Origin of the sequence: Streptomyces sp. NPDC057682 (assembly GCF_042799575.1) — a bacterium.
Lineage (GTDB): Bacteria > Actinomycetota > Actinomycetes > Streptomycetales > Streptomycetaceae > Streptomyces.
On the sequence record NZ_JBHVIN010000008.1, the window covers coordinates 312,178 to 330,895 of the forward strand.

At 71.8% G+C, this 18,718-nt stretch carries 18 protein-coding genes; 5 read left to right on the top strand and 13 right to left on the bottom strand.

Annotated elements, in window-relative coordinates:
* Window positions 1-68 precede the first annotated feature (68 nt).
* Entirely contained in the window at window positions 69-2,147 is a 2,079-nt protein-coding gene (locus tag ACFVDM_RS17535) for an LPXTG cell wall anchor domain-containing protein (protein ID WP_383639949.1), read from the bottom strand.
* Between the two features lie 180 nt (window positions 2,148-2,327).
* Here ACFVDM_RS17535 and coaA point away from each other — a divergent pair, with 180 nt between their 5' ends.
* From coaA to ACFVDM_RS17550, 3 genes are all read left to right on the top strand, one after another.
* Window positions 2,328-3,323 carry a type I pantothenate kinase gene (coaA, locus tag ACFVDM_RS17540; protein ID WP_383639952.1) on the top strand — a complete coding sequence of 332 codons (996 nt, stop codon included), beginning with the start codon at window positions 2,328-2,330 and terminating at the stop codon, window positions 3,321-3,323.
* Window positions 3,324-3,373: 50 nt separating this feature from the next.
* Window positions 3,374-4,351: a DUF389 domain-containing protein gene (locus ACFVDM_RS17545; RefSeq protein WP_383639954.1), complete on the top strand. Its 978-nt coding sequence runs from the start codon at window positions 3,374-3,376 to the stop codon at window positions 4,349-4,351.
* 81 nt (window positions 4,352-4,432) lie between these two features.
* A complete protein-coding gene (locus ACFVDM_RS17550) occupies window positions 4,433-5,989 on the top strand; it encodes a PH domain-containing protein (protein WP_383639957.1) in 1,557 nt (518 codons plus the stop codon).
* Between the two features lie 31 nt (window positions 5,990-6,020).
* Here the strand turns inward: ACFVDM_RS17550 and glmM are convergent, their stop codons facing one another.
* The 4 genes from glmM to ACFVDM_RS17570 form a co-directional block, all read right to left on the bottom strand.
* A complete protein-coding gene (glmM, locus tag ACFVDM_RS17555; RefSeq protein ID WP_383639960.1) occupies window positions 6,021-7,379 on the bottom strand; it encodes a phosphoglucosamine mutase in 1,359 nt (452 codons plus the stop codon).
* A gap of 171 nt (window positions 7,380-7,550) precedes the next feature.
* Window positions 7,551-8,078 (bottom strand): 30S ribosomal protein S9, encoded by a 528-nt coding sequence (rpsI, locus tag ACFVDM_RS17560; RefSeq protein ID WP_383639963.1) that lies wholly within the window; start codon window positions 8,076-8,078, stop codon window positions 7,551-7,553.
* Between the two features lie 45 nt (window positions 8,079-8,123).
* A complete protein-coding gene (rplM, locus tag ACFVDM_RS17565) occupies window positions 8,124-8,567 on the bottom strand; it encodes a 50S ribosomal protein L13 (RefSeq protein ID WP_018101206.1) in 444 nt (147 codons plus the stop codon).
* Between the two features lie 234 nt (window positions 8,568-8,801).
* A complete protein-coding gene (locus ACFVDM_RS17570) occupies window positions 8,802-10,430 on the bottom strand; it encodes an ABC-F family ATP-binding cassette domain-containing protein (RefSeq protein WP_383640152.1) in 1,629 nt (542 codons plus the stop codon).
* A gap of 47 nt (window positions 10,431-10,477) precedes the next feature.
* Between ACFVDM_RS17570 and ACFVDM_RS17575 the strand changes: the two genes are divergently transcribed.
* Entirely contained in the window at window positions 10,478-11,332 is an 855-nt protein-coding gene (locus ACFVDM_RS17575) for a hypothetical protein (protein ID WP_383639966.1), read from the top strand.
* A gap of 51 nt (window positions 11,333-11,383) precedes the next feature.
* Window positions 11,384-13,252 (top strand): hypothetical protein, encoded by a 1,869-nt coding sequence (locus tag ACFVDM_RS17580; protein ID WP_383639969.1) that lies wholly within the window; start codon window positions 11,384-11,386, stop codon window positions 13,250-13,252.
* Window positions 13,253-13,259: 7 nt separating this feature from the next.
* On the opposite strand, the gene truA is transcribed toward ACFVDM_RS17580, so the two are convergent.
* The 8 genes from truA to map all read right to left on the bottom strand — a co-directional run bounded on the left by truA (window position 13,260) and on the right by map (window position 18,552).
* On the bottom strand, window positions 13,260-14,114 hold the full coding sequence (gene truA / locus ACFVDM_RS17585) for a tRNA pseudouridine(38-40) synthase TruA (RefSeq protein ID WP_383639971.1): 855 nt from the start codon (window positions 14,112-14,114) through the stop codon (window positions 13,260-13,262).
* A gap of 90 nt (window positions 14,115-14,204) precedes the next feature.
* Window positions 14,205-14,705 carry a 50S ribosomal protein L17 gene (gene rplQ, locus ACFVDM_RS17590; protein ID WP_383639974.1) on the bottom strand — a complete coding sequence of 167 codons (501 nt, stop codon included), beginning with the start codon at window positions 14,703-14,705 and terminating at the stop codon, window positions 14,205-14,207.
* Window positions 14,706-14,909: 204 nt separating this feature from the next.
* Window positions 14,910-15,932, bottom strand: a complete 1,023-nt coding sequence (locus tag ACFVDM_RS17595) for a DNA-directed RNA polymerase subunit alpha (protein WP_003966937.1) — start codon at window positions 15,930-15,932, stop codon at window positions 14,910-14,912.
* A gap of 137 nt (window positions 15,933-16,069) precedes the next feature.
* Window positions 16,070-16,474, bottom strand: coding sequence for a 30S ribosomal protein S11 (gene rpsK, locus ACFVDM_RS17600; protein WP_003956432.1), 405 nt, complete (start codon window positions 16,472-16,474; stop codon window positions 16,070-16,072).
* Window positions 16,475-16,579: 105 nt separating this feature from the next.
* Complete coding sequence (gene rpsM / locus ACFVDM_RS17605) at window positions 16,580-16,960, bottom strand: 30S ribosomal protein S13 (protein ID WP_383639977.1); 381 nt, start codon at window positions 16,958-16,960, stop codon at window positions 16,580-16,582.
* A 194-nt stretch (window positions 16,961-17,154) separates the two neighbouring features.
* Window positions 17,155-17,268 (bottom strand): 50S ribosomal protein L36, encoded by a 114-nt coding sequence (gene rpmJ, locus ACFVDM_RS17610; protein WP_003956441.1) that lies wholly within the window; start codon window positions 17,266-17,268, stop codon window positions 17,155-17,157.
* Window positions 17,269-17,328: 60 nt separating this feature from the next.
* Window positions 17,329-17,550 carry a translation initiation factor IF-1 gene (gene infA, locus ACFVDM_RS17615; protein ID WP_003956442.1) on the bottom strand — a complete coding sequence of 74 codons (222 nt, stop codon included), beginning with the start codon at window positions 17,548-17,550 and terminating at the stop codon, window positions 17,329-17,331.
* Window positions 17,551-17,715: 165 nt separating this feature from the next.
* The gene (map, locus tag ACFVDM_RS17620; RefSeq protein WP_383639981.1) at window positions 17,716-18,552 is read right to left on the bottom strand and encodes a type I methionyl aminopeptidase; all 837 of its coding nucleotides are present in this window, start codon (window positions 18,550-18,552) and stop codon (window positions 17,716-17,718) included.
* Window positions 18,553-18,718 lie beyond the last annotated feature (166 nt).

Below are 18,718 nucleotides of genomic sequence, written 5' to 3' on the forward strand. Positions count from 1 at the left end.
CAGGGGCCCGGCCGGTTTCGTCTCAGGTACGGAGGGGCGGCCGGCCATCGGGACCGGCCGCCCTCACCTCAGTGCGCGCGCCCCTTCCCCGGCCGCCTCCGCCGGGTCAGGAACAGCGCCCCGCCCGCGACCATCGCCGCCGCGCCGAAGCCGAGGGGCACCAGGTCCGGCGCTCCGGTGTCGGGCAGTTCGCCGCCGGGGTGGCCGCCCCCGGAGGAGGTCTCCTCCGGCCAGGTGGGCCGGTGCGTGGGCCGGTGAGTGGGGTGGTGCGTGCGGGTGGGGCTGTGGGTGGGCTTGGGGCTGTGGGTGTGGCTCGGGGTCGGGGTGGGCGTCGGAGTGGGGGTAGGGGTGGGGGTCGGCTCGGTGACCTGGATGGCCGCCTGGGCCGGCGGCGACGTCACCGCGCCGCCGTTGCCGGACGCCACCGCCGTGTTCAGCACGCTCCCGCGTTCCACGTCGTCCGCGACCACCGTGTACGTACCCGTACAGGTGGTGCTGTCGCCCGGCGTCCCCTGCGCCGCCAGCGTCGTGGACGCGCAGGTGACGTCCCGGAGGCGGTCGTCCCGAATCACCAGGTCCTCGACCGGGCTGTCGGTGACATTGGTGACGACGTACGTGTACTCCACCTCGTCCCCGACACCGTACGGCTCCGAGTCGTCCACCTCCTTGACGAGGGCGAGCCCGACCTTGCCGCCCAGCGGCAGTTCGACGCTCGACGGCGGGGACTCCACGGACTCGTCACCGCTCTTCCCGGACGCCGTCGCCGTGTTCGCCACATAGCCGCGGATCGCGTCGGCCTCGGTGACGGTGTACGTCGCCGTGCAGGTCATCGAGGCACCGACCGCGAGCGTGGTGGACGGGCAGTCCACCGGCCCGACCGTGGGGTCGTCGACCGCCACCTCGGTGAGGCCGGTCTCCCCCGCGTTCGTCACGACGAACTCGTACGGCACCCGCGTCCCCGGCACGATCACCTCGGGCAGGGGTTCGGCGATGCTGACCTGCTTCACCAGGTTCAGCCGGGGCAGCGGCTTCAGCGACCGCGCGGACAGGGTGCGCAGCAGGTGGACGTCGGTGAAGGCACCGGTCGAGGCGCCGAAGCCGAACTTGTACGTCGCCGGGACCGGCTGCGGCGCGGCCGTCTCCAGGACCTGCTGGGCGCCGTTGCCGTCGTGGAAGTCGACGAGGACCGTCAGCACCGGGTCGGGGGCCGGGCTGAGCCGGACCGTCACCGTGCGGCGGGACGCCTCCAGGATCTGCTCCGCCTGCTCGGGCGTCGTGCCCGCGGGGAGGTCGGCCGCCGTCGTCGGCCCGTGCAGCGTGCCCGGCAGGGTGGACGGCCAGGGCCCGTCCGTCGTCAGGTTGTCCGTGGTCGCGGCCAGGAAGCAGTAGCCCTCCGTGCCGTTGCCGGGGCCGCGCACCGTGACCATGTTGGCGCCCGGCCCCGGGATGCGGAACCCCGTACCGGCGGGCGAACGCCGCGCGCAGCCGTTGCCGCGGTGCTCCCAGTCGCCGAAGTAGTTGCCCAGGACGTCCAGGCCGACACCGAGGTAGCCGTGGGCGACGCCCGGCAGGAATTCCCGGCCCGGATCGTCGTCCGGCAGCTTCTGCGCGTAACCCAGGCTCCCGCCGAAGGCGCCCGGCGCGGAGAGGTCGGCGGCACCGTCGACCAGGAAGAACGAGATGCCGTCGGCCGGGTTCGCGGCGGGCGAGCCGCCGTACTGCCACTGGTCGAAGGAGACCTCCAGGCCCTCGTTCGCGGGCAGGGCCTTGTTGTGGATCACCGCGGCCGAGCGGTCGTTGCCCGCGTCGGTCAACTGGAGGTAGCCGTGGGGCGCCGCGTTGCGGGGCGGTACGGGCCCCACCCCCGGGTCCGGGCAGCCGCCCAGCGGGTGGGCCGCGTCGTCCGACGGCGGGGTGGCGGGCGCGGCCCCGGTCAGACAGGCCGGGCCCACGGCCGTGAAGTCGCTGTCCGCCGTCGCGCCGGTGAACGTCTCGTCCACGAGGGCGGGGCCCGTGGCGGCGGCGTGGCCGACCGGCACGGTCCCGGGGACGAGGAGGGCGGCGATGACGGCGGCGGTCAGGGCCACGGCTCCGGTCGCCGGCACCGCACGGCTGCGGCGGGACCCCTTGGGATGGTTTCGTAGCATAAAGTGACAGTAAGAACATGTTCGAGACGGTTCGCGCACCACGCCGCCCGCCTCCGGCCGGGCGCCGCAATGGCGCAACCGGTGCGGACCCGAACGGCGGGAGACCGGCGCGTCAGGGCGTGACCGAGCCCACCCCCCGCCCCGTTCGTACTCCCGTCGAACTCCCGCAACAATGTTCCCGTGATCACCTCGCCGTCCCGGAGCACACAGCGTCGCACCGAGCCCGCCGCGACGCCGTACGTCGACCTGTCCCGGGCCGAGTGGAGCGCACTGCGCGACCGGACGCCGCTGCCGCTCAGCGCCGAGGAGGTCGAGCGGCTGCGCGGGCTCGGGGACGTCATCGACCTGGACGAGGTCCGCGACGTCTATCTGCCGCTCTCACGGCTCCTGAACCTGTACGTCCAGGCCACCTCCGGGCTGCGCGGCGCCCTGAACACCTTCCTCGGGGACGCCGGGAACGGGCACGGGGCGCAGCGCGGCACCCCCTTCGTCATAGGGGTCGCGGGCAGCGTCGCCGTCGGCAAGTCCACCACGGCCCGCATCCTCCAGGCGCTGCTGGCCCGCTGGCCGGAGCACCCTCGGGTGGAGCTGGTCACCACCGACGGCTTCCTGCTGCCGATGAAGGAGCTCCGCGCGCGCGGGCTGATGTCGCGCAAGGGGTTCCCCGAGTCGTACGACCGACGGGCCCTGACCCGTTTCGTCGCCGACATCAAGGCCGGCAAGGACGAGGTCACCGCGCCCGTCTACTCGCACCTGATCTACGACATCGTGCCCGGCGAACGGCTCACCGTGCGCCGCCCCGACATCCTCATCGTCGAGGGGCTGAACGTGCTCCAGCCCGCCCTGCCCGGCAAGGACGGCCGCACCCGGGTCGGTCTCGCCGACTACTTCGACTTCAGCGTGTACGTGGACGCCCGCCCCGAGGACATCGAGACCTGGTACCTCAACCGTTTCCGCAAGCTGCGCGCGACGGCGTTCCAGGACCCCTCCTCGTACTTCCGGAAGTACACCCAGGTCTCCGAGGAGGAGGCCATGGAGTACGCGGCGACGATGTGGCGGACCATCAACCGGCCCAATCTCGTGGAGAACGTGGCCCCGACGCGCGGCCGTGCCACCCTGGTGCTGCGCAAGGGCCCGGACCACAAGGTGCAACGGCTGTCCCTGCGCAAGCTCTAGGGGACGGGCCCCTGGGGTCCCGAGCCGGTCGAGCCCCTCCGAGGAGCCCTGTGCTGCATCTGCGCCTGATCGTCCCCGCCGACCGCACCGGCGAGGTGACCGCTCTGCTGGAGTCGACGGTCGGCACCGCGCACCTGGTGGTCCTGCCCGGGGCCGCGCGCGATCCGGTGGGCGACGTGGTGCTCTGCGATGTGGCCCGGGAGGCCGGGGACGCGCTGATCGGGGAGCTGAGGGCGCTCGGGCTGGCCCGCTCCGGGGCGATCAGCGTGGACAACACGGCCCTGACCCTGTCGGCCCGCGCCGACCGCGCCGAGGAGGAGGCGCCGGGCGAGGGCGCGGACGCCGTCCTGTGGGAGGAGCTGACCGACGTCACCCACGAGGAGTCGACGTTCAGCCTCACCTATGTGGCGTTCCTGTCCGTGGCGACCATGCTGGCCGCCTGCGGTGTGATGCTCGACAACGCGATCCTGATCGTGGGCGCGATGGCGGTGGGGCCGGAGTTCGGGCCGCTCGCCGGGATCTGCACGGCCCTGGTCCAGCGCGCGCCCCGGCTGGTGTGGCGCTCGCTGTGGGCCCTGGTCGCCGGCTTCGCGGTGGCGATGGCGCTGACGGTCGGCTTCGCCTATCTGATGGACGCCTTCGGGCTGTTCAACGCGTCGATGATCGAGGCGACCCGGCCCAACACGTCGTTCATCTGGCAGCCCGACTGGATGTCGTTCGTCGTGGCGTTCCTCGCCGGGGTCGCCGGAACGCTCTCGCTGACCTCCACCAAATCGGGCGCGCTGATCGGGGTCGCGATCTCCGTGACGACGGTGCCGGCCGCCTCGAACGCCGCGATGGCCTTCAGCTACCGCGACTACAGCCAGATGACGGGCTCCGTCCAGCAGCTGCTGGCCAACCTCGGCGGGATCGTGCTGGCCGGAACGCTGACCCTGCTCGCGCAGAAGGGCCTGTGGGTGCTGGCCCTGCGCCATCACCGCAGGCACCCCGAGCGGTACGCGGAGAGCGGGGCACGCCTGCCCCGGTGACGGCCCGGCAGGATCGGGCCCGCCGAGACTGCCGCATTCGCCACAGGCGCCGGACGCCCCACCGCTGCCACCCTTGGGGTCATGAACGAACCGGGGGAAGTGATCTTCCGCGTTCCCGCGCGGAACGTGTCGTGGTGGGGCTCCGCGGTCTGCGCGGTGGCGGCGGTCGTGGCCGTGCTGCTGGCCTGCCTCCGGCGGGACGTCCTCGGCGCCGCGTTCTGGGTGTGCGCGGTGATCGCGATGCTGGGGCCGGTGTTCCTGTACCTGGCCACCGCGCGGCTCACCGCCGACGCGTACGGTCTGCGCTCCCGGACCCTGCTGCGCCGCCGCACGGTGCCGTGGGCCCGCGTCGTGGAACTGCGCCGCTACATCCAGTACGGGCGGCACACCGACATCCACCGCGTCAGCGTGCTGCTCGACAGCGGGCGGACCTGGCGGCTGCCGATGCCGATGAGCGGCGAGGACCTCGGGCGGTTCGACGCGGAGCTGGCGGCGCTGCGCGCCCTGCACCGCCGTTACGGCACGGCCCCCGCGTCCGAGGAGGTTCCCGTCATCGCACGCGGCGCGGCGGGGCGCCGGGCCGTCCTCCCGTGGATCGTGGGCGCGGTGCTGCTCACCGCGTCGGGCGTGGCCGCGACCTACGTGGCGGACGCGACGGCCCAGCAGCGGGCGTGGCGGGCGGCCGTGCCCTGCACCGCCGCCACCCCGGCCGCCGAGCGCCGCGCCTGCCTGACCACCCTTCCCGGCGTGATCGAGCGGACCGACGTCAACGGCGGCAGGAACAGCACCAGCTGGCTGTACTTCGCCGGGGACCGCCCCCTCCACCGGCTCGCCGTCCCCCGGAGCGACGCCGCCGCGTTCCGGGCCGGCGAGAAGGTCGAGCTGGTCTTCTGGCACGGCCGGGCGAGGACGGTCACCGGCGAGCACCACGTCTGGCACGACCACTTCACCGGCCCCGGGGAGATCGCCGCCTTCTCCGCCGGCTGCGCGCTCGGCGCGGGGTACGCGGGGGCGCTGCTGCTGATCCGCCGGCGCGGGCGCCGGCTGCGGGACGACGAGTTCCTGCCCTCGTCGCTTCCGTTCGCGGGCGCGTTCGCCGCGACGGGCGCCTGGCTGCTGCCGCTCTGCGCCCTGCACCCCGCGGACCCGCTGGGCTCCCCCGCGACGGTCCTCTGGGCCGCGGGCGGCACGGCGGTCACCGCGGTCGCTCTCGTCCTGGCCTGGCGCGCCACGCGCGTCCGCGCCCCGGAGGAGACCCCCGCGCCCGCCGCACCGGACGGGCGCGACCACTTCCTGGCCGCCCGCTTCCTGGAGCCCACCGCGTACAACCGGCACCTCTTCGGCACCCATGTCGTCATCGGCGCCGGCCCGCCCGCCGTGACCCCGCACGCCGGCCCCGGCCGCTTCGCCGCCCGGCCGATCCCCGTGGAACGGCTCACCGTCCTGGGCGTACGGCGGGCCCGGGGCGACGAGGGCGACACCGTCCCCAAGAGCTGGCACATCGCCGAGATCGACGACGGCGGCGAGCCGGTCCGGCTGGCGGCCGCCCCCGCGGACCTGGCCGCGATCGTGGCCGCCCTGGAGAGCGCGCGCGACACCGCGGAGGATCCCCCGGAAACGGGAACGACCCGGCCGTGAGACCGGGTCGTTCCGTTCCGAGCGGGTCCGCTCAGCCCAGCGCGGACTTCACCACATCGGCCAGCCGTCCGGCCACCGCGCGCGCCTGCTCGATGTCGGCGGCCTCGACCATGACCCGCACCAGCGGCTCCGTACCGGACTGGCGCAGCAGCACCCGGCCGGTGGAGCCCAGCTCGCGCTCGGCCTCGGTGACGGCGGCGGCCAGCTCCGGGGAGGTGTTCACCCGGGACTTGTCGACGTCCGGCACATTGATCAGGACCTGCGGCAGCCGCTCCATGACGCCGGCCAGCTCGGCCAGCGAACGGCCGGTGGCGGCGACCCGGGCCGCCAGCATCAGACCGGTCAGCGTGCCGTCGCCGGTGGTGGCGTGGTCGAGCACGATGACGTGCCCGGACTGCTCGCCGCCCAGGGCGTAGCCCTCGGCCTTCATCGACTCCAGGACGTAGCGGTCGCCGACGGCGGTCTGGACGAGCTGGATGCCCTCGCGCTCCATGGCCAGCTTGAAGCCGAGGTTCGACATCACGGTGCCGACCACGGTGTCCTTGCGCAGCTGCCCGGCCTCCCGCATGGCGAGGGCCAGCACGGCGAGGATCTGGTCGCCGTCGACCTCCTCGCCCGCCGCGTCCACGGCGAGGCAGCGGTCGGCGTCGCCGTCGTGGGCGATGCCCAGGTCGGCGCCGTGCTCGACGACGGCGGCGCGCAGCAGCTCCAGGTGCGTGGAGCCGCAGCCGTCGTTGATGTTCAGCCCGTCGGGCGTGGCACCGATCGTGACGACCTCGGCCCCCGCACGGGCGAAGGCCTCGGGCGAGACGTGGGCGGCGGCGCCGTGCGCCTCGTCCAGGACGACCTTGAGGCCGTCGAGGCGGTTGGGCAGCACACCGATGAGGTGGGCGACGTAGCGGTCGAAGCCCTCGACGTAGTCGGTGACGCGGCCGACGCCGGCACCGGTCGGCCGGCTCCACGGCTCGCCCGTGCGGTGCTGCTCGTAGACCGTCTCGATCCGGTCCTCCAGCTCGTCGGCGAGCTTGTGGCCGCCCCGGGCGAAGAACTTGACACCGTTGTCCGGCATGGCGTTGTGGCTGGCGGAGAGCATGACCCCGATGTCGGCGCCCAGGGCGCCGGTCAGATAGGCCACGGCCGGCGTCGGGAGCACGCCCACGCGCAGGACGTCGACGCCCGCGCTGGCGAGGCCGGCCACCACGGCCGCCTCCAGGAACTCTCCGGAGGCGCGGGGGTCGCGCCCCACCACGGCCGTCGGCCGATGGCCTTCAAAGGTGCCCGCCTCGGCCAGCACGTGCGCCGCCGCGACCGAGAGCCCGAGCGCGAGCTCGGCCGTCAGGTCCGCGTTGGCGACGCCGCGCACGCCGTCCGTGCCGAAGAGTCGTCCCACTGGTGTCCTCCGAAGGTGCTCCGAAACGCAAAAACCAAAAATCAGACTAAGCAGCCAACAAGCCTATGAACGCCTTATGCCGTTATATGCCCGAGGGTGTCAATAAACGAACGCCCCGGCAGCACGAGGAGTGCCGCCGGGGCGAACGTGTAACGCGGTTGAGCAGGCGGTTTAGCGCTTGCTGTACTGCGGGGCCTTACGGGCCTTCTTGAGACCGGCCTTCTTGCGCTCGACCGCACGGTCGTCGCGGGAGAGGAAGCCGGCCTTCTTCAGCGTGGCGCGGTTGTTGTCCACGTCCGCCTCGTTCAGCGCGCGGGCCACACCGAGACGCAGGGCGCCGGCCTGACCCGAGACGCCGCCACCCGAGATGCGGGCGATGACGTCGTAGCGGCCGTCGAGCTCAAGCACCTTGAAGGGCTCGTTGACTTCCTGCTGGTGCACCTTGTTGGGGAAGTAGTCCTCAAGGGTGCGACCGTTGATCTTCCACTTGCCGGAGCCCGGAACGATCCGGACACGGGCGATGGCGTTCTTGCGACGGCCCAGGCCGGCGGCGGGCTGCGGGTCACCGAAGCGGCCCGCGAGCGACTCGGAGGTGTACTCACCCTCGACGGGGACCTCCGACTCGAAGGTCGTCACCTCGGCGTAGGTCTCCTCGCCGTCGGTGCCCTCGATGGGCGTCTCAACAGTGGTCTCGGCCACGATTCTCCTCAGATCTTTCTTTACGTCTTTGGGGGGAGGCCGGAACTACTGCGCGACCTGGGTGATCTCGTACGGGACCGGCTGCTGCGCAGCGTGCGGGTGCTGGTCACCCGCGTAGACCTTCAGCTTCGAGATCATCTGGCGGCCCAGGCTGTTCTTGGGGATCATGCCCTTGATGGCCTTCTCGACGGCCTTCTCGGGGTTGTTCGCGAGCAGGTCGTCGTACCGCACGGAACGGAGACCGCCCGGGAACCCGGAGTGGCGGTAGGCCATCTTCTGGGTCCGCTTGTTGCCGGACAGGTGAACCTTGTCGGCGTTGATGATGATGACGAAGTCGCCCATGTCCATGTGGGGGGCGTAGATCGCCTTGTGCTTACCCCGGAGGAGGTTGGCGGCCGTGGTGGCCAGACGGCCCAGGACCACGTCCTGCGCGTCGATGATGTGCCACTGGCGAGTGACATCGCCGGGCTTGGGGCTGTACGTACGCACTTCGTAGCCTTCGCTTCTTCAGTGGATGAGGGCACATGGCACCCCTGAAGCGATCATGCAGCTGGAGCTCACAATGCCGGGACGAGCCCGTATGCGAGCCACTGGGAACTGCTCCAGAGAACCTGCGTCAGGGCCTAGCCCATACGCATAACAGTGCAAGAGCCTACCCGCCCCGACCCGGACGGGTCAAAACAACCGGTCCGGGCCGGGGCGGGCGGGAGTCGCCCCGGAGGGCTACCGCACCCGCTCCACCCGCCGCTCGTCCCACACCGGCTCGCGGGTCTCGCGGACGACCCCGTCGGAGCCGAAGACCAGGAAGCGGTCGAAGGACTTCGCGAACCAGCGGTCGTGGGTGACGGCCATCACCGTGCCGTCGTAGGCCTCCAGCCCGTCCTGGAGCGCTTCGGCCGATTCCAGGTCGAGGTTGTCGGTGGGCTCGTCCAGGAGCAGGGCCGTGGTGCCGGCCAGCTCCAGGAGGAGGATCTGGAAACGGGCCTGCTGTCCGCCGGACAGCTTCTCGAACGGCTGGTCCCCCTGCCGCTCCAGCTCGTACCGCCGCAGCACCGACATCGCCGCGCCCCGGTCCTTCGCGTGCCCGGTCCACAGGATGTCGACGAGCGTGCGGCCGAGCAGCTCCGGATGGGCGTGGGTCTGGGCGAAGTGGCCGGCGACCACACGGGCGCCGAGCTTCCACTCCCCCGTGTGGGCCACGGGCTCACCGGCCAGCAGCCGCAGGAAGTGGGACTTGCCGGAGCCGTTCGAGCCGAGGACTGCGACGCGCTCGCCGTAGTAGATCTCCAGGTCGAACGGTTTCATCAGACCGGTCAGCTCCAGACCGGTGCAGGTCACCGCCCGCACCCCGGTCCGCCCGCCGCGCAGCCGCATCCGGATCTCCTGCTCGCGCGGCGGCTCCGGCGGCGGTCCCGCCTCCTCGAACTTCTTGAACCGGGTCTGCATCGCGTGGTAGCGGTTGGCCATGTCGGGGCTGTTGGCCGCCTGCTGCCGCATCCGCAGGACGAGGGCCTTCAGCCGGGCGCGCTCCTCCTCCCAGCGGCGCAGCAGCTCCTCGAAGCGGGCGAAGCGCTCCTTGCGGGCCTGGTGGTAGGTGTCGAAGCCGCCGCCGTGGACCCAGACGTCGCTGCCGGCCGGGCTGGGCTCGACGCTGACGATCTTCTGGGCGGCGCGGGAGAGCAGCTCCCGGTCGTGGGAGACGAAGAGGACCGTCTTGCGGGTCTCCCTCAGCTTCTCCTCCAGCCAGCGCTTGCCGGGGACGTCGAGATAGTTGTCCGGCTCGTCGAGGAGCAGCACCTCGTCCGGGCCGCGCAGCAGCGCCTCCAGCACGAGCCGCTTCTGCTCACCGCCGGAGAGCGTGCGCACCTCGCGGAACTGCGCCTTCTCGTACGGGACGCCGAGCGCCGCCATCGTGCACATGTCCCAGACGGTCTCGGCCTCGTAGCCGCGCACCTCCGCCCAGTCGCTGAGCGCCTGCGCGTACGCCATCTGCGCGGCCTCGTCGTCCACGGTGAGGATCAGCTCCTCGGCCCGGTCGACGGCCTCGGCGGCCTTCCGGATGCTGGGCTGGGCGACCGAGACGAGCAGGTCGCGCACCGTGCGCTCGTCGCGCACCGAGCCGACGAACTGCCGCATCACCCCGAGCCCGCCGCTCACCGAGACCGAGCCGCCGTGCGGCTGGAGCTCTCCGGAGAGCAGGCGCAGCAGGGTGGTCTTGCCGGCGCCGTTCGCCCCGACGAGGGCGACCACCGCCCCGTCGGCCACCCGGAACGAGGCATCGCCGAGCAGCACCCGCCCGTCCGGTAGGTAGTACTCCAGATGACCCGCTTCGAGATGTCCCATGCACAGCATTGTCACGGGCGGGGAAGCGCAGGCCCAACCGGTTTAGGATTCGCCGCATGAGCTTTGGGCAAGGGGGGCCCTCGTGGGGGCCCGGGGGCAATGGGACTCCGGACTGGGCGGCGCTCGCGGACGCGTCCGCCGCACGCGCCAGGCGCAAGAGGTGGCTGATGATCGGCGGGGGCGCGCTGGCCACCGCCGCGGTGGCCGCGATCGTGGCCACGGCGGTCATCTCGACCAACAAGAACGGCTCGGGCGGCACCTCGGGCAAGCACGCGAGCGAGCTGCCGTCCGCCACCGACCTGCCCAGCGAGACGGCGCAGCCGGAACCCTCGTTCTCGTCGGTGGCGCCGCCGCCCCCGCCGGATCCGAAGGACTACATATCCGACGTGAAGAAGGACCGGGCGCCCGTGACGGTCGACGCCTTCTTCCCGGGCAAGAAGCTCACGATGGGCGACCGCGTGTACGCCAAGGGCGCCACGCACCACACCCCGAAGTGCGCCACCGCCACCCAGGGGGCGCTCGGCTCGATCCTCGTGAACAACGGCTGCGACCAGGTCATCCGGGCCACGTACAGCCGTGACGGCGTCGCCGTGACGCTGGGCCTCGCGGTCTTCGAGACGGAGGCGCAGGCGAAGAAGGCCGCGCGGCAGGCCAGCGGCTCGGTCGCCTCGCTCAGCGGCTCGGGCGTCCCGGTGTTCTGCCGGGGCGGCGCGGTATGCCGCCGCACCGCCAACTCCTACGGCCGGTACGCGTACTTCGCGATCAGCGGCTTCACCAACGGCAAGAGCGTCACCAAGGCCGACAAGAAGGTCTTCGCGGTCGGCGACGACCTGACCAACTTCACCTTCCGCCAGATCCGCCACCGCGGCGAGGTCCAGGCCTCGGCGGCCGCCACGGCGCCGGCGAGCTGACCCTCCCCGCCCCGGTCGGGTCCCGTCTCCCGGATGCGAAGGACCGCTGTCGTGCGTCTCTTCTTCCTCGTCGCCTTCCTGCGCATCCTGCGCCACCGCGACGCGGTCGGTGCCGATCTGGCTCCGGACGAGGCCGTCGTCGTGGACCCGCCGGATCCCGCGCTGCGGGCGGCGCTCGGCGCGGCGGCGGCGGGGCGGTACGGGCCGGCGCGCGAGCTGCTGGCGGCGACCCGGACGCATGCGCAGTGGGAGCGCCGGGACGCGTACGTGGGGCGGCTGGCCCGGACGGCGCTGCACCACGACGGCTGGCTGGACGCCTGGCTGGAGGAGGCGCCGCAGGATCCGGACGCCCTGCTGGTGGTCGCCGACCTCCAGCTCCACCAGGCGTGGAAGGTCCGGACGGGGGCCCGCGCCCGGGACGTCGAGCGCGACCGCTTCCAGGCCTTCTTCGCCCTGTTGGAGGACGCCGTCCCGGTCATCGGGGCGGCGGCCGAGGCCAATCCGGCCGATCCGGTGCCCTGGCGGGTGGCGCTCGCCCACGCCCGTTCCATCCAGGCCCCGCGCGAGGTCTTCGACTCCTATCTCGCGGAGGCGGTGGCGCGCGATCCGCACCACTTCGGCTGCCACGCGCAGGCGCTCCAGTACCTGACCGCCCGGTGGTACGGCTCGCACGAGGAGATGTTCGGGTACGCCGAGCGCGTCGCGGACTCGGCCCCGCCCGGCTCCCGGCTGCACGCCCTGCCGCTGCGGGCTGCGCTGGAGTACCGCCTGGCCGGGGACGAGGGGCCGCCGGACCCCGATCCGTACGCGGCCCGGGTGGACGCCGCCCTGGCCCGCGCCCGGGACCTCTCGGACACCTACGCCGGGGCGGGTGACCACGAGGCGGCCGGCTTCCGCAACGAGACGGCCCTGCTGCTGATCCTCCTGGACCGCCCCGAGGAGGCCCTGGACGTGTTCCGGGCCGTCGGGGTGCACGCCACGGAGTACCCGTGGAACCGGCTCGGCGAACCGCGTACCGAGTTCCTGGAGGCCCGCTCCGAGGCCCGGCTCGATCTGGCGGCGGAGATCCCGTTCTTCGCCCGCCCGCCCGAGGCCCCGACGCCCGTGCCCGACTGGGCGGCGCTCGTCCCGCGCGCGGTCGCGCTCGTGCCCGTGCCCCCGGCCGAGGTCGCCCAGGCGGCCCTGCTGTGCGGGGTCTCGCTGCGTACGGCTCCGGCGGGCGAGGGCGGCAGCTATGTGGAGGTGGCTGCGGAGACCGCCCCGGGGCGGCGGGTGGCGCCGCTCCCCCACGAACCGCTGACCGCGGCGGCGGAGACGTTCACGACCGGGGAGAGCTGGCCCGCGCTGGTCCTGCACCGCGCCCCGGGGCGCACCGGCGTCACGGCGCTGCACCAGGGCCGCCGGGTCGTCACGCACACCTGGGACGCCGAGGCGCCCACCCCCGACCACACCGATGTGCAGGAGGCCGCCGGGGAGCTGGCCCGGCTCTACGGGCTGACGGATCCGCGCCCGCTGGCCCACATCCTGCGCGCCACCGCCGACCCGGCACGCCACCAGGCCGATCTGGTGACCGCCCTGGGGCTGCCGCCCGTCCCGCCCGGCTTCGGCGGGGACACCGAGATCCTGGGCGCCCTGCCGGGGGCGCGGGTGCTGGCACGCCGCTCCATCCTGGCGGGGATGCGGGACACGATGCGGACGCGGGCGGGTGTGCATCCGCCGGCCGGGGGCCGCACCCCGCGCACGGTCCGCTGGTGGGTGACGCGCACGGCCGCACTGCTCGTCGTCTCGGCGGGGGCGGTGCTGGCCTGGTGGAGTCCGGACGTCGGCTGGTTCCGGGCCTCGCTGCTGAGCGGAGCCGCGCTGGCGCTGCTCGGGGTCGTCGGGACGGCGCGGCCCGGCGGGCACCGCGACGAGCTCTGAGCGGCGCTCAGCAGCAGCCGGCCCCCGGCAGGGTCCGCACGTTGCGTGCCTCGACGGCGCGGGCCGCGAGCAACGCGTCGGCCGGGTAGGCGACTTCCTCCAGCGTCAGCCCGTGCGGCCGCACCACGTGGACTCCGGGATCCCGTACCCGGGCGGCCAGCACCTCGGCCGGCCACGGCGCCGGGCGCCGCCCGTCGCCGACGAAGAGCATCGCCCCGACCAGCGCCCGCACCATGTTGTGGCAGAAGGCGTCGGCCTGCACGGTTCCGGTGAGCGTCCCGGAGGCCTCGTCCCGTACCCAACTCAGCTTCTGGAGCGTCCGGATGGTCGTGGCGCCCTCGCGCTTCTTGCAGTACGCGGCGAAGTCGTGCTCCCCCGTCATGCGCGCCGCCGCCTCGTTCATCGCGTCGGCGTCCAACGGCCGGTCGTGCCACAGGACATGACCCCGCACCAGGGGATCGACACCGCCCGGCCGGTCGGAGACCCGGTAGGCGTACCGCCGCCACAGGGCCGAGAAGCGGGCGTTGAACCCCGCGGGGGCCTCGGCGATCCGCCGGACCCGCACATCCGGCGCCATCCGCCCGGCCAGCCGCCGCAGCAGCTTGTCCCCGTGCTCGGCCCAGATCTCCGCCGGCAGGTCGACGTGCGCGACCTGGCCGCGCGCGTGCACCCCGGCGTCGGTGCGCCCGGCGACCGTGAGGTCGAAGGTGCGCGCGGAGCGCGTCACGGTCCGCAGCGCGTCCTCGATCTCCCCCTGCACCGTCCGCCGGCCGGTCTGTTTCGCCCAGCCGGAGAAGTCCTTGCCGTCGTAGGCCAGGTCCAGCCGCACCCGTACGAATCCGGGCTCCACCACATCACTCACACCAGCGATCCTCTCACTCCGGCCGGACAGCGGAACGGGCCCGCACCGCCCCGAGGGGTGATGCGGGCCCGTCCGGAAATCTCAGAACGCTCAGGCGTCCTTGGACTCCTCGGCCTCGGCCGGAGCGGCGTCCTCGACGGACTCGACCGGGGTCTCGTCCTTCTTGGCCGCCTCTTCCTTGACCGCACGCTTCGTGGCGGCCTCGGCCTCACCGGTGGCCTGCTGGGCCACGGTCAGCGCCTCGACCAGCTCGATGACGGCCATCGGGGCGTTGTCGCCACGACGGTTGCCGATCTTGGTGATGCGGGTGTAACCACCGGGGCGGTTCTCGTACCGCGGGGCGATCTCGGTGAAGAGCGTGTGGACGACGCCCTTGTCCGTGATCGACTGCAGCACCAGGCGACGGTTGTGGATGTCGCCCTTCTTCGCCTTGGTGATGAAACGCTCGGCGACCGGACGCAGGCGACGGGCCTTGGCCTCGGTCGTGGTGATGCGGCCGTGCTCGAACAGCGACTTCGCGAGGTTGTTGAGAAGAAGCTTCTCGTGCGCGGCGCTGCCGCCCAGACGGGCACCCTTGGCGGGCTTCGGCATGGTGTTTCTCCTTGAGTGCTGCACCGGCCGTATCAGGTACCGGTGTCAGTTCCCGCACGGCGGTCGCCGTACGGAAGTTCAGTGCGCCGTCCGGACCCGAAATCAAGCCTCAGCCCGAGAATCAAGCCCGTCCGGCGATTGAGGACAAAGCCCTCGCCCGGTCCGGGGCACCCAGGAAACCCGGGCACCCCAGCCGGAGGCGTACTAGTACTGCTCGGTCTCCACGAAACCGGCGTCCGCGTCGTCGTCGGCGCCGAAGGCGTCGGCGGCGGCGGTCGGGTCGAAGCCGGGAGGCGAGTCCTTCAGCGCCAGGCCCATACCGGCCAGCTTCGCCTTGACCTCGTCGATCGACTTCGCACCGAAGTTGCGGATGTCGAGCAGGTCCGCCTCGGAGCGGGCGACGAGCTCGCCCACCGAGTGGATGCCCTCGCGCTTGAGGCAGTTGTACGAGCGGACCGTGAGCTCCAGCTCCTCGATCGGCAGCGCCAGGTCGGCCGCGAGCGCGGCGTCCGTCGGCGAGGGGCCCATGTCGATGCCCTCGGCGTCGATGTTGAGCTCGCGCGCCAGGCCGAACAGCTCGACCAGGGTCTTGCCGGCCGACGCCATGGCGTCACGGGGACGCATGGCCTGCTTGGTCTCGACGTCGACGATCAGCTTGTCGAAGTCGGTGCGCTGCTCGACACGGGTCGCCTCGACCTTGTACGTGACCTTGAGCACCGGCGAGTAGATGGAGTCGACCGGGATCCGGCCGATCTCCTGGCCCACCTGCTTGTTCTGGACGGCGGAGACGTAGCCGCGACCGCGCTCGACGGTCAGCTCCATCTCCAGCTTGCCCTTGCCGTTCAGCGTGGCCAGGACGAGGTCCGGGTTGTGGACCTCGACACCGGCCGGCGGGGCGATGTCGGCAGCGGTGACCAGGCCGGGACCCTGCTTGCGCAGGTACATCACGACCGGCTCGTCGTGCTCCGAGGAGACGACCAGCTGCTTGATGTTGAGGATGAGGTCGGTCACGTCCTCCTTGACGCCCGGCACGGTGGTGAACTCGTGCAGGACACCGTCGATGCGGATGCTGGTGACAGCGGCACCCGGGATCGAGGAGAGGAGCGTGCGGCGCAGGGAGTTGCCGAGCGTGTAGCCGAAGCCCGGCTCCAGCGGCTCGATGACGAACCGCGAACGGAACTCGTCAACGACCTCTTCGGTCAGCGACGGACGCTGAGCGATAAGCATGTGTGAATCCTTCAGTCGTGGGCGCCCACTATTTGACGCCCGACAGATGAAACAAGGATACGGGCGGCACACCCCCGCAGGGGGCATACCGCCCGTACCCACGCTTCTGCCGTACGGCCGTCACCGGCCGTCACGGATCAGACGCGGCGACGCTTCGGCGGACGGCAGCCGTTGTGCGGCGTCGGGGTGACGTCCTGGATCGAACCGACCTCCAGGCCCGTGGCCTGCAGGGAGCGGATCGCGGTCTCACGGCCGGAGCCGGGACCCTTGACGAAGACGTCGACCTTGCGCATGCCGTGCTCCTGCGCGCGGCGGGCGGCCGACTCGGCGGCCATCTGCGCGGCGAAGGGGGTGGACTTGCGCGAGCCCTTGAAGCCGACGTGGCCGGCGGAGGCCCAGGAGATCACGTTGCCCGAGGGGTCCGTGATCGAGACGATCGTGTTGTTGAACGTGCTCTTGATGTGCGCGTGGCCGTGAGCGACGTTCTTCTTTTCCTTGCGACGCACCTTCTTGGCTGCGCCCTGACGACCCTTGGGGGGCATGTCTTGACTCCAGATGGAGAGGGGAGGTGATCGGTCCTACAGCGAAGACCGCTGGTTGCTGCGTCTGTCCGGAGGTCCGGACGTGCGCAGTGCGTCCGCTGAGGACTACTTCTTGCCGGGCTTCTTCTTGCCGGCGATCGCGCGACGCGGACCCTTGCGGGTACGGGCGTTCGTGCTGGTGCGCTGACCGTGGACGGGCAGACCGCGACGGTGGCGGAGACCCTGGTAGCAGCCGATCTCGACCTTGCGGCGGATGTCGGCCTGGATCTCGCGGCGGAGGTCACCCTCGGTGCGGAGGTTGGCGTCCACGTACTCGCGGATCTTGACCAGGTCCTCTTCGGCCAGGTCGCGAACGCGGGTGTTCGGGTTCACGCCGGTGGTGGCGAGGATCTCCTTGGACCGGGTGCGCCCGATGCCGAAGACGTAGGTGAGGGCAACCTCCACGCGCTTGTCGCGCGGGATGTCAACACCTGAAACGCGTGCCATTCAATGGCTCCAGTTGTTATTTCGGGGGTCTTCCGCAGAACCACTCCCGACCGCCGACCTCTCGCTGGGAGAGGTGGTACGCCCGGGTCCCCGGCCCCCGCCGGAGGTGTCGTCAGCCGTGGCTTGGACGGGCTCTGCGTATGTACGTATTGCGTGCGTCGCGCGAAGTACTGCGAGATGCAGGGGGTCGTGCGTCAGCCCTGGCGCTGCTTGTGGCGCAGGTTGTCGCAGATGACCATGACCCGACCGTGACGGCGGATCACCTTGCACTTGTCGCAGATCTTCTTGACGCTCGGCTTGACCTTCATGGGATGTCAGGTTCTCCGGGTCAGTGCCGCCACCCCGCACGAGCGGGATGAAGACAAGATCTACTTGTAGCGGTAGACGATCCGGCCACGCGTCAGGTCGTACGGAGAGAGCTCCACCACGACCCGGTCGTCCGGGAGGATTCGGATGTAGTGCATCCGCATCTTGCCGGAGATGTGCGCGAGGACCTTGTGACCGTTCTGGAGCTCCACCTTGAACATGGCGTTCGGGAGGGACTCGATCACGGTGCCCTCAATTTCGATGGCACCTTGCTTCTTGGCCACGCTTCGCCTTTCGAATCGGCTACCTTGATCGACTCTCCACCGCCGCATGCGGACACACGGATGCACGAGAGCCGACGAGTCAGTCTACGTCAGCGGACTCCAAAAGACGAATCCGTCAAGTTTGCCCAGCGCCGGAGATCCTTAGACCTCCGGCGGGCCACCGAATCAGCCCAGCGGGTCCGGCGCGGCCTCCACGCCGTACCGGGCCAGCCGCTCACGGCCGCAGTCGGGAGCGGTCAGCACCAGCGGGCCCTGCTCGGTGAGGGCGATCGAGTGCTCCCAGTGCGAGGACCAGGTGCCGTCGGTGGTGATGACGGTCCACTCGTCCTCCAGCACCTCGGTGTGCGGGGTGCCCAGCGAGACCATCGGCTCGATGGCCAGGCAGACGCCCGGGACGAGCTTGATGCCCTTGCCGCGCTTGCGCGCGACGTAGTTCAGCAGATGCGGGTCCATGTGCATCTCGGTGCCGATGCCGTGCCCGCCGTAGTCCTCGATGATCCCGTACTTGCCGGTGGCCGGACGGGGCTGGCGGCGGATGTAGGTCTCGATCGCCCGGGAGATGTCGACCAGCCGGCTGTTCACCTTCATCGCGGCGATACCGGCCCACATCGACTCCTCGGTCACCCGGGACAGCTCGACGAGCTCCGGAGCGTGACCGGTGCCGACGAAGGCCGTGTACGCCGCGTCGCCGTGCCAGCCGTCCACGATGGCGCCGGCGTCGATGGAGATGATGTCGCCGTCCTTGAGGACGGTCTTGTCGTCCGGGATGCCGTGGACGACGACCTCGTTGACCGAGGTGCAGATCGTCGCGGGGAATCCGCCGTACCCCAGGAAGTTCGACTTCGCCCCGTGCTCGGCGATCACCTTGCGCGCGACCTCGTCCAGGTCCCTGGTGGAGGCGCCGGGCACCGCCGCCTCACGGGTGGCCGCGTGAATGGCAGCGACCACCAGCCCCGCCTCACGCATCTTCGCGATCTGCTCGGGGGTCTTGATCTGCACCATTGCGCGGCGCCTTTCTGCATACGGTGACGGGGGCGGCCTGTTCAACGATACGGCCGCACGCAGTCGGGGGGCGGGGGGCGGGGGCCGCCCCCCCCCCGGGCCAGGCCGGGGGAGCGGGGGGCGGCCGCCCGGGGGGGGGGGGGGGCGGGCCGCGGCCCCGCCCGCG

Bases quoted from the DNA above. Each gene is read 5' to 3' on its own strand.
- ACFVDM_RS17595 (WP_003966937.1), bottom strand. From the start codon at position 15,932: ATGCTTATCGCTCAGCGTCCGTCGCTGACCGAAGAGGTCGTTGACGAG.
- ACFVDM_RS17550 (WP_383639957.1), top strand. From the start codon at position 4,433: ATGAACGAACCGGGGGAAGTGATCTTCCGCGTTCCCGCGCGGAACGTG.
- rpsK (WP_003956432.1), bottom strand. From the start codon at position 16,474: ATGCCCCCCAAGGGTCGTCAGGGCGCAGCCAAGAAGGTGCGTCGCAAG.
- map (WP_383639981.1), bottom strand. From the start codon at position 18,552: ATGGTGCAGATCAAGACCCCCGAGCAGATCGCGAAGATGCGTGAGGCG.
- ACFVDM_RS17570 (WP_383640152.1), bottom strand. From the start codon at position 10,430: ATGCTGTGCATGGGACATCTCGAAGCGGGTCATCTGGAGTACTACCTA.
- ACFVDM_RS17575 (WP_383639966.1), top strand. From the start codon at position 10,478: ATGAGCTTTGGGCAAGGGGGGCCCTCGTGGGGGCCCGGGGGCAATGGG.
- ACFVDM_RS17535 (WP_383639949.1), bottom strand. From the start codon at position 2,147: ATGCTACGAAACCATCCCAAGGGGTCCCGCCGCAGCCGTGCGGTGCCG.
- rpmJ (WP_003956441.1), bottom strand. From the start codon at position 17,268: ATGAAGGTCAAGCCGAGCGTCAAGAAGATCTGCGACAAGTGCAAGGTG.
- rplQ (WP_383639974.1), bottom strand. From the start codon at position 14,705: ATGCCGAAGCCCGCCAAGGGTGCCCGTCTGGGCGGCAGCGCCGCGCAC.
- rpsM (WP_383639977.1), bottom strand. From the start codon at position 16,960: ATGGCACGCGTTTCAGGTGTTGACATCCCGCGCGACAAGCGCGTGGAG.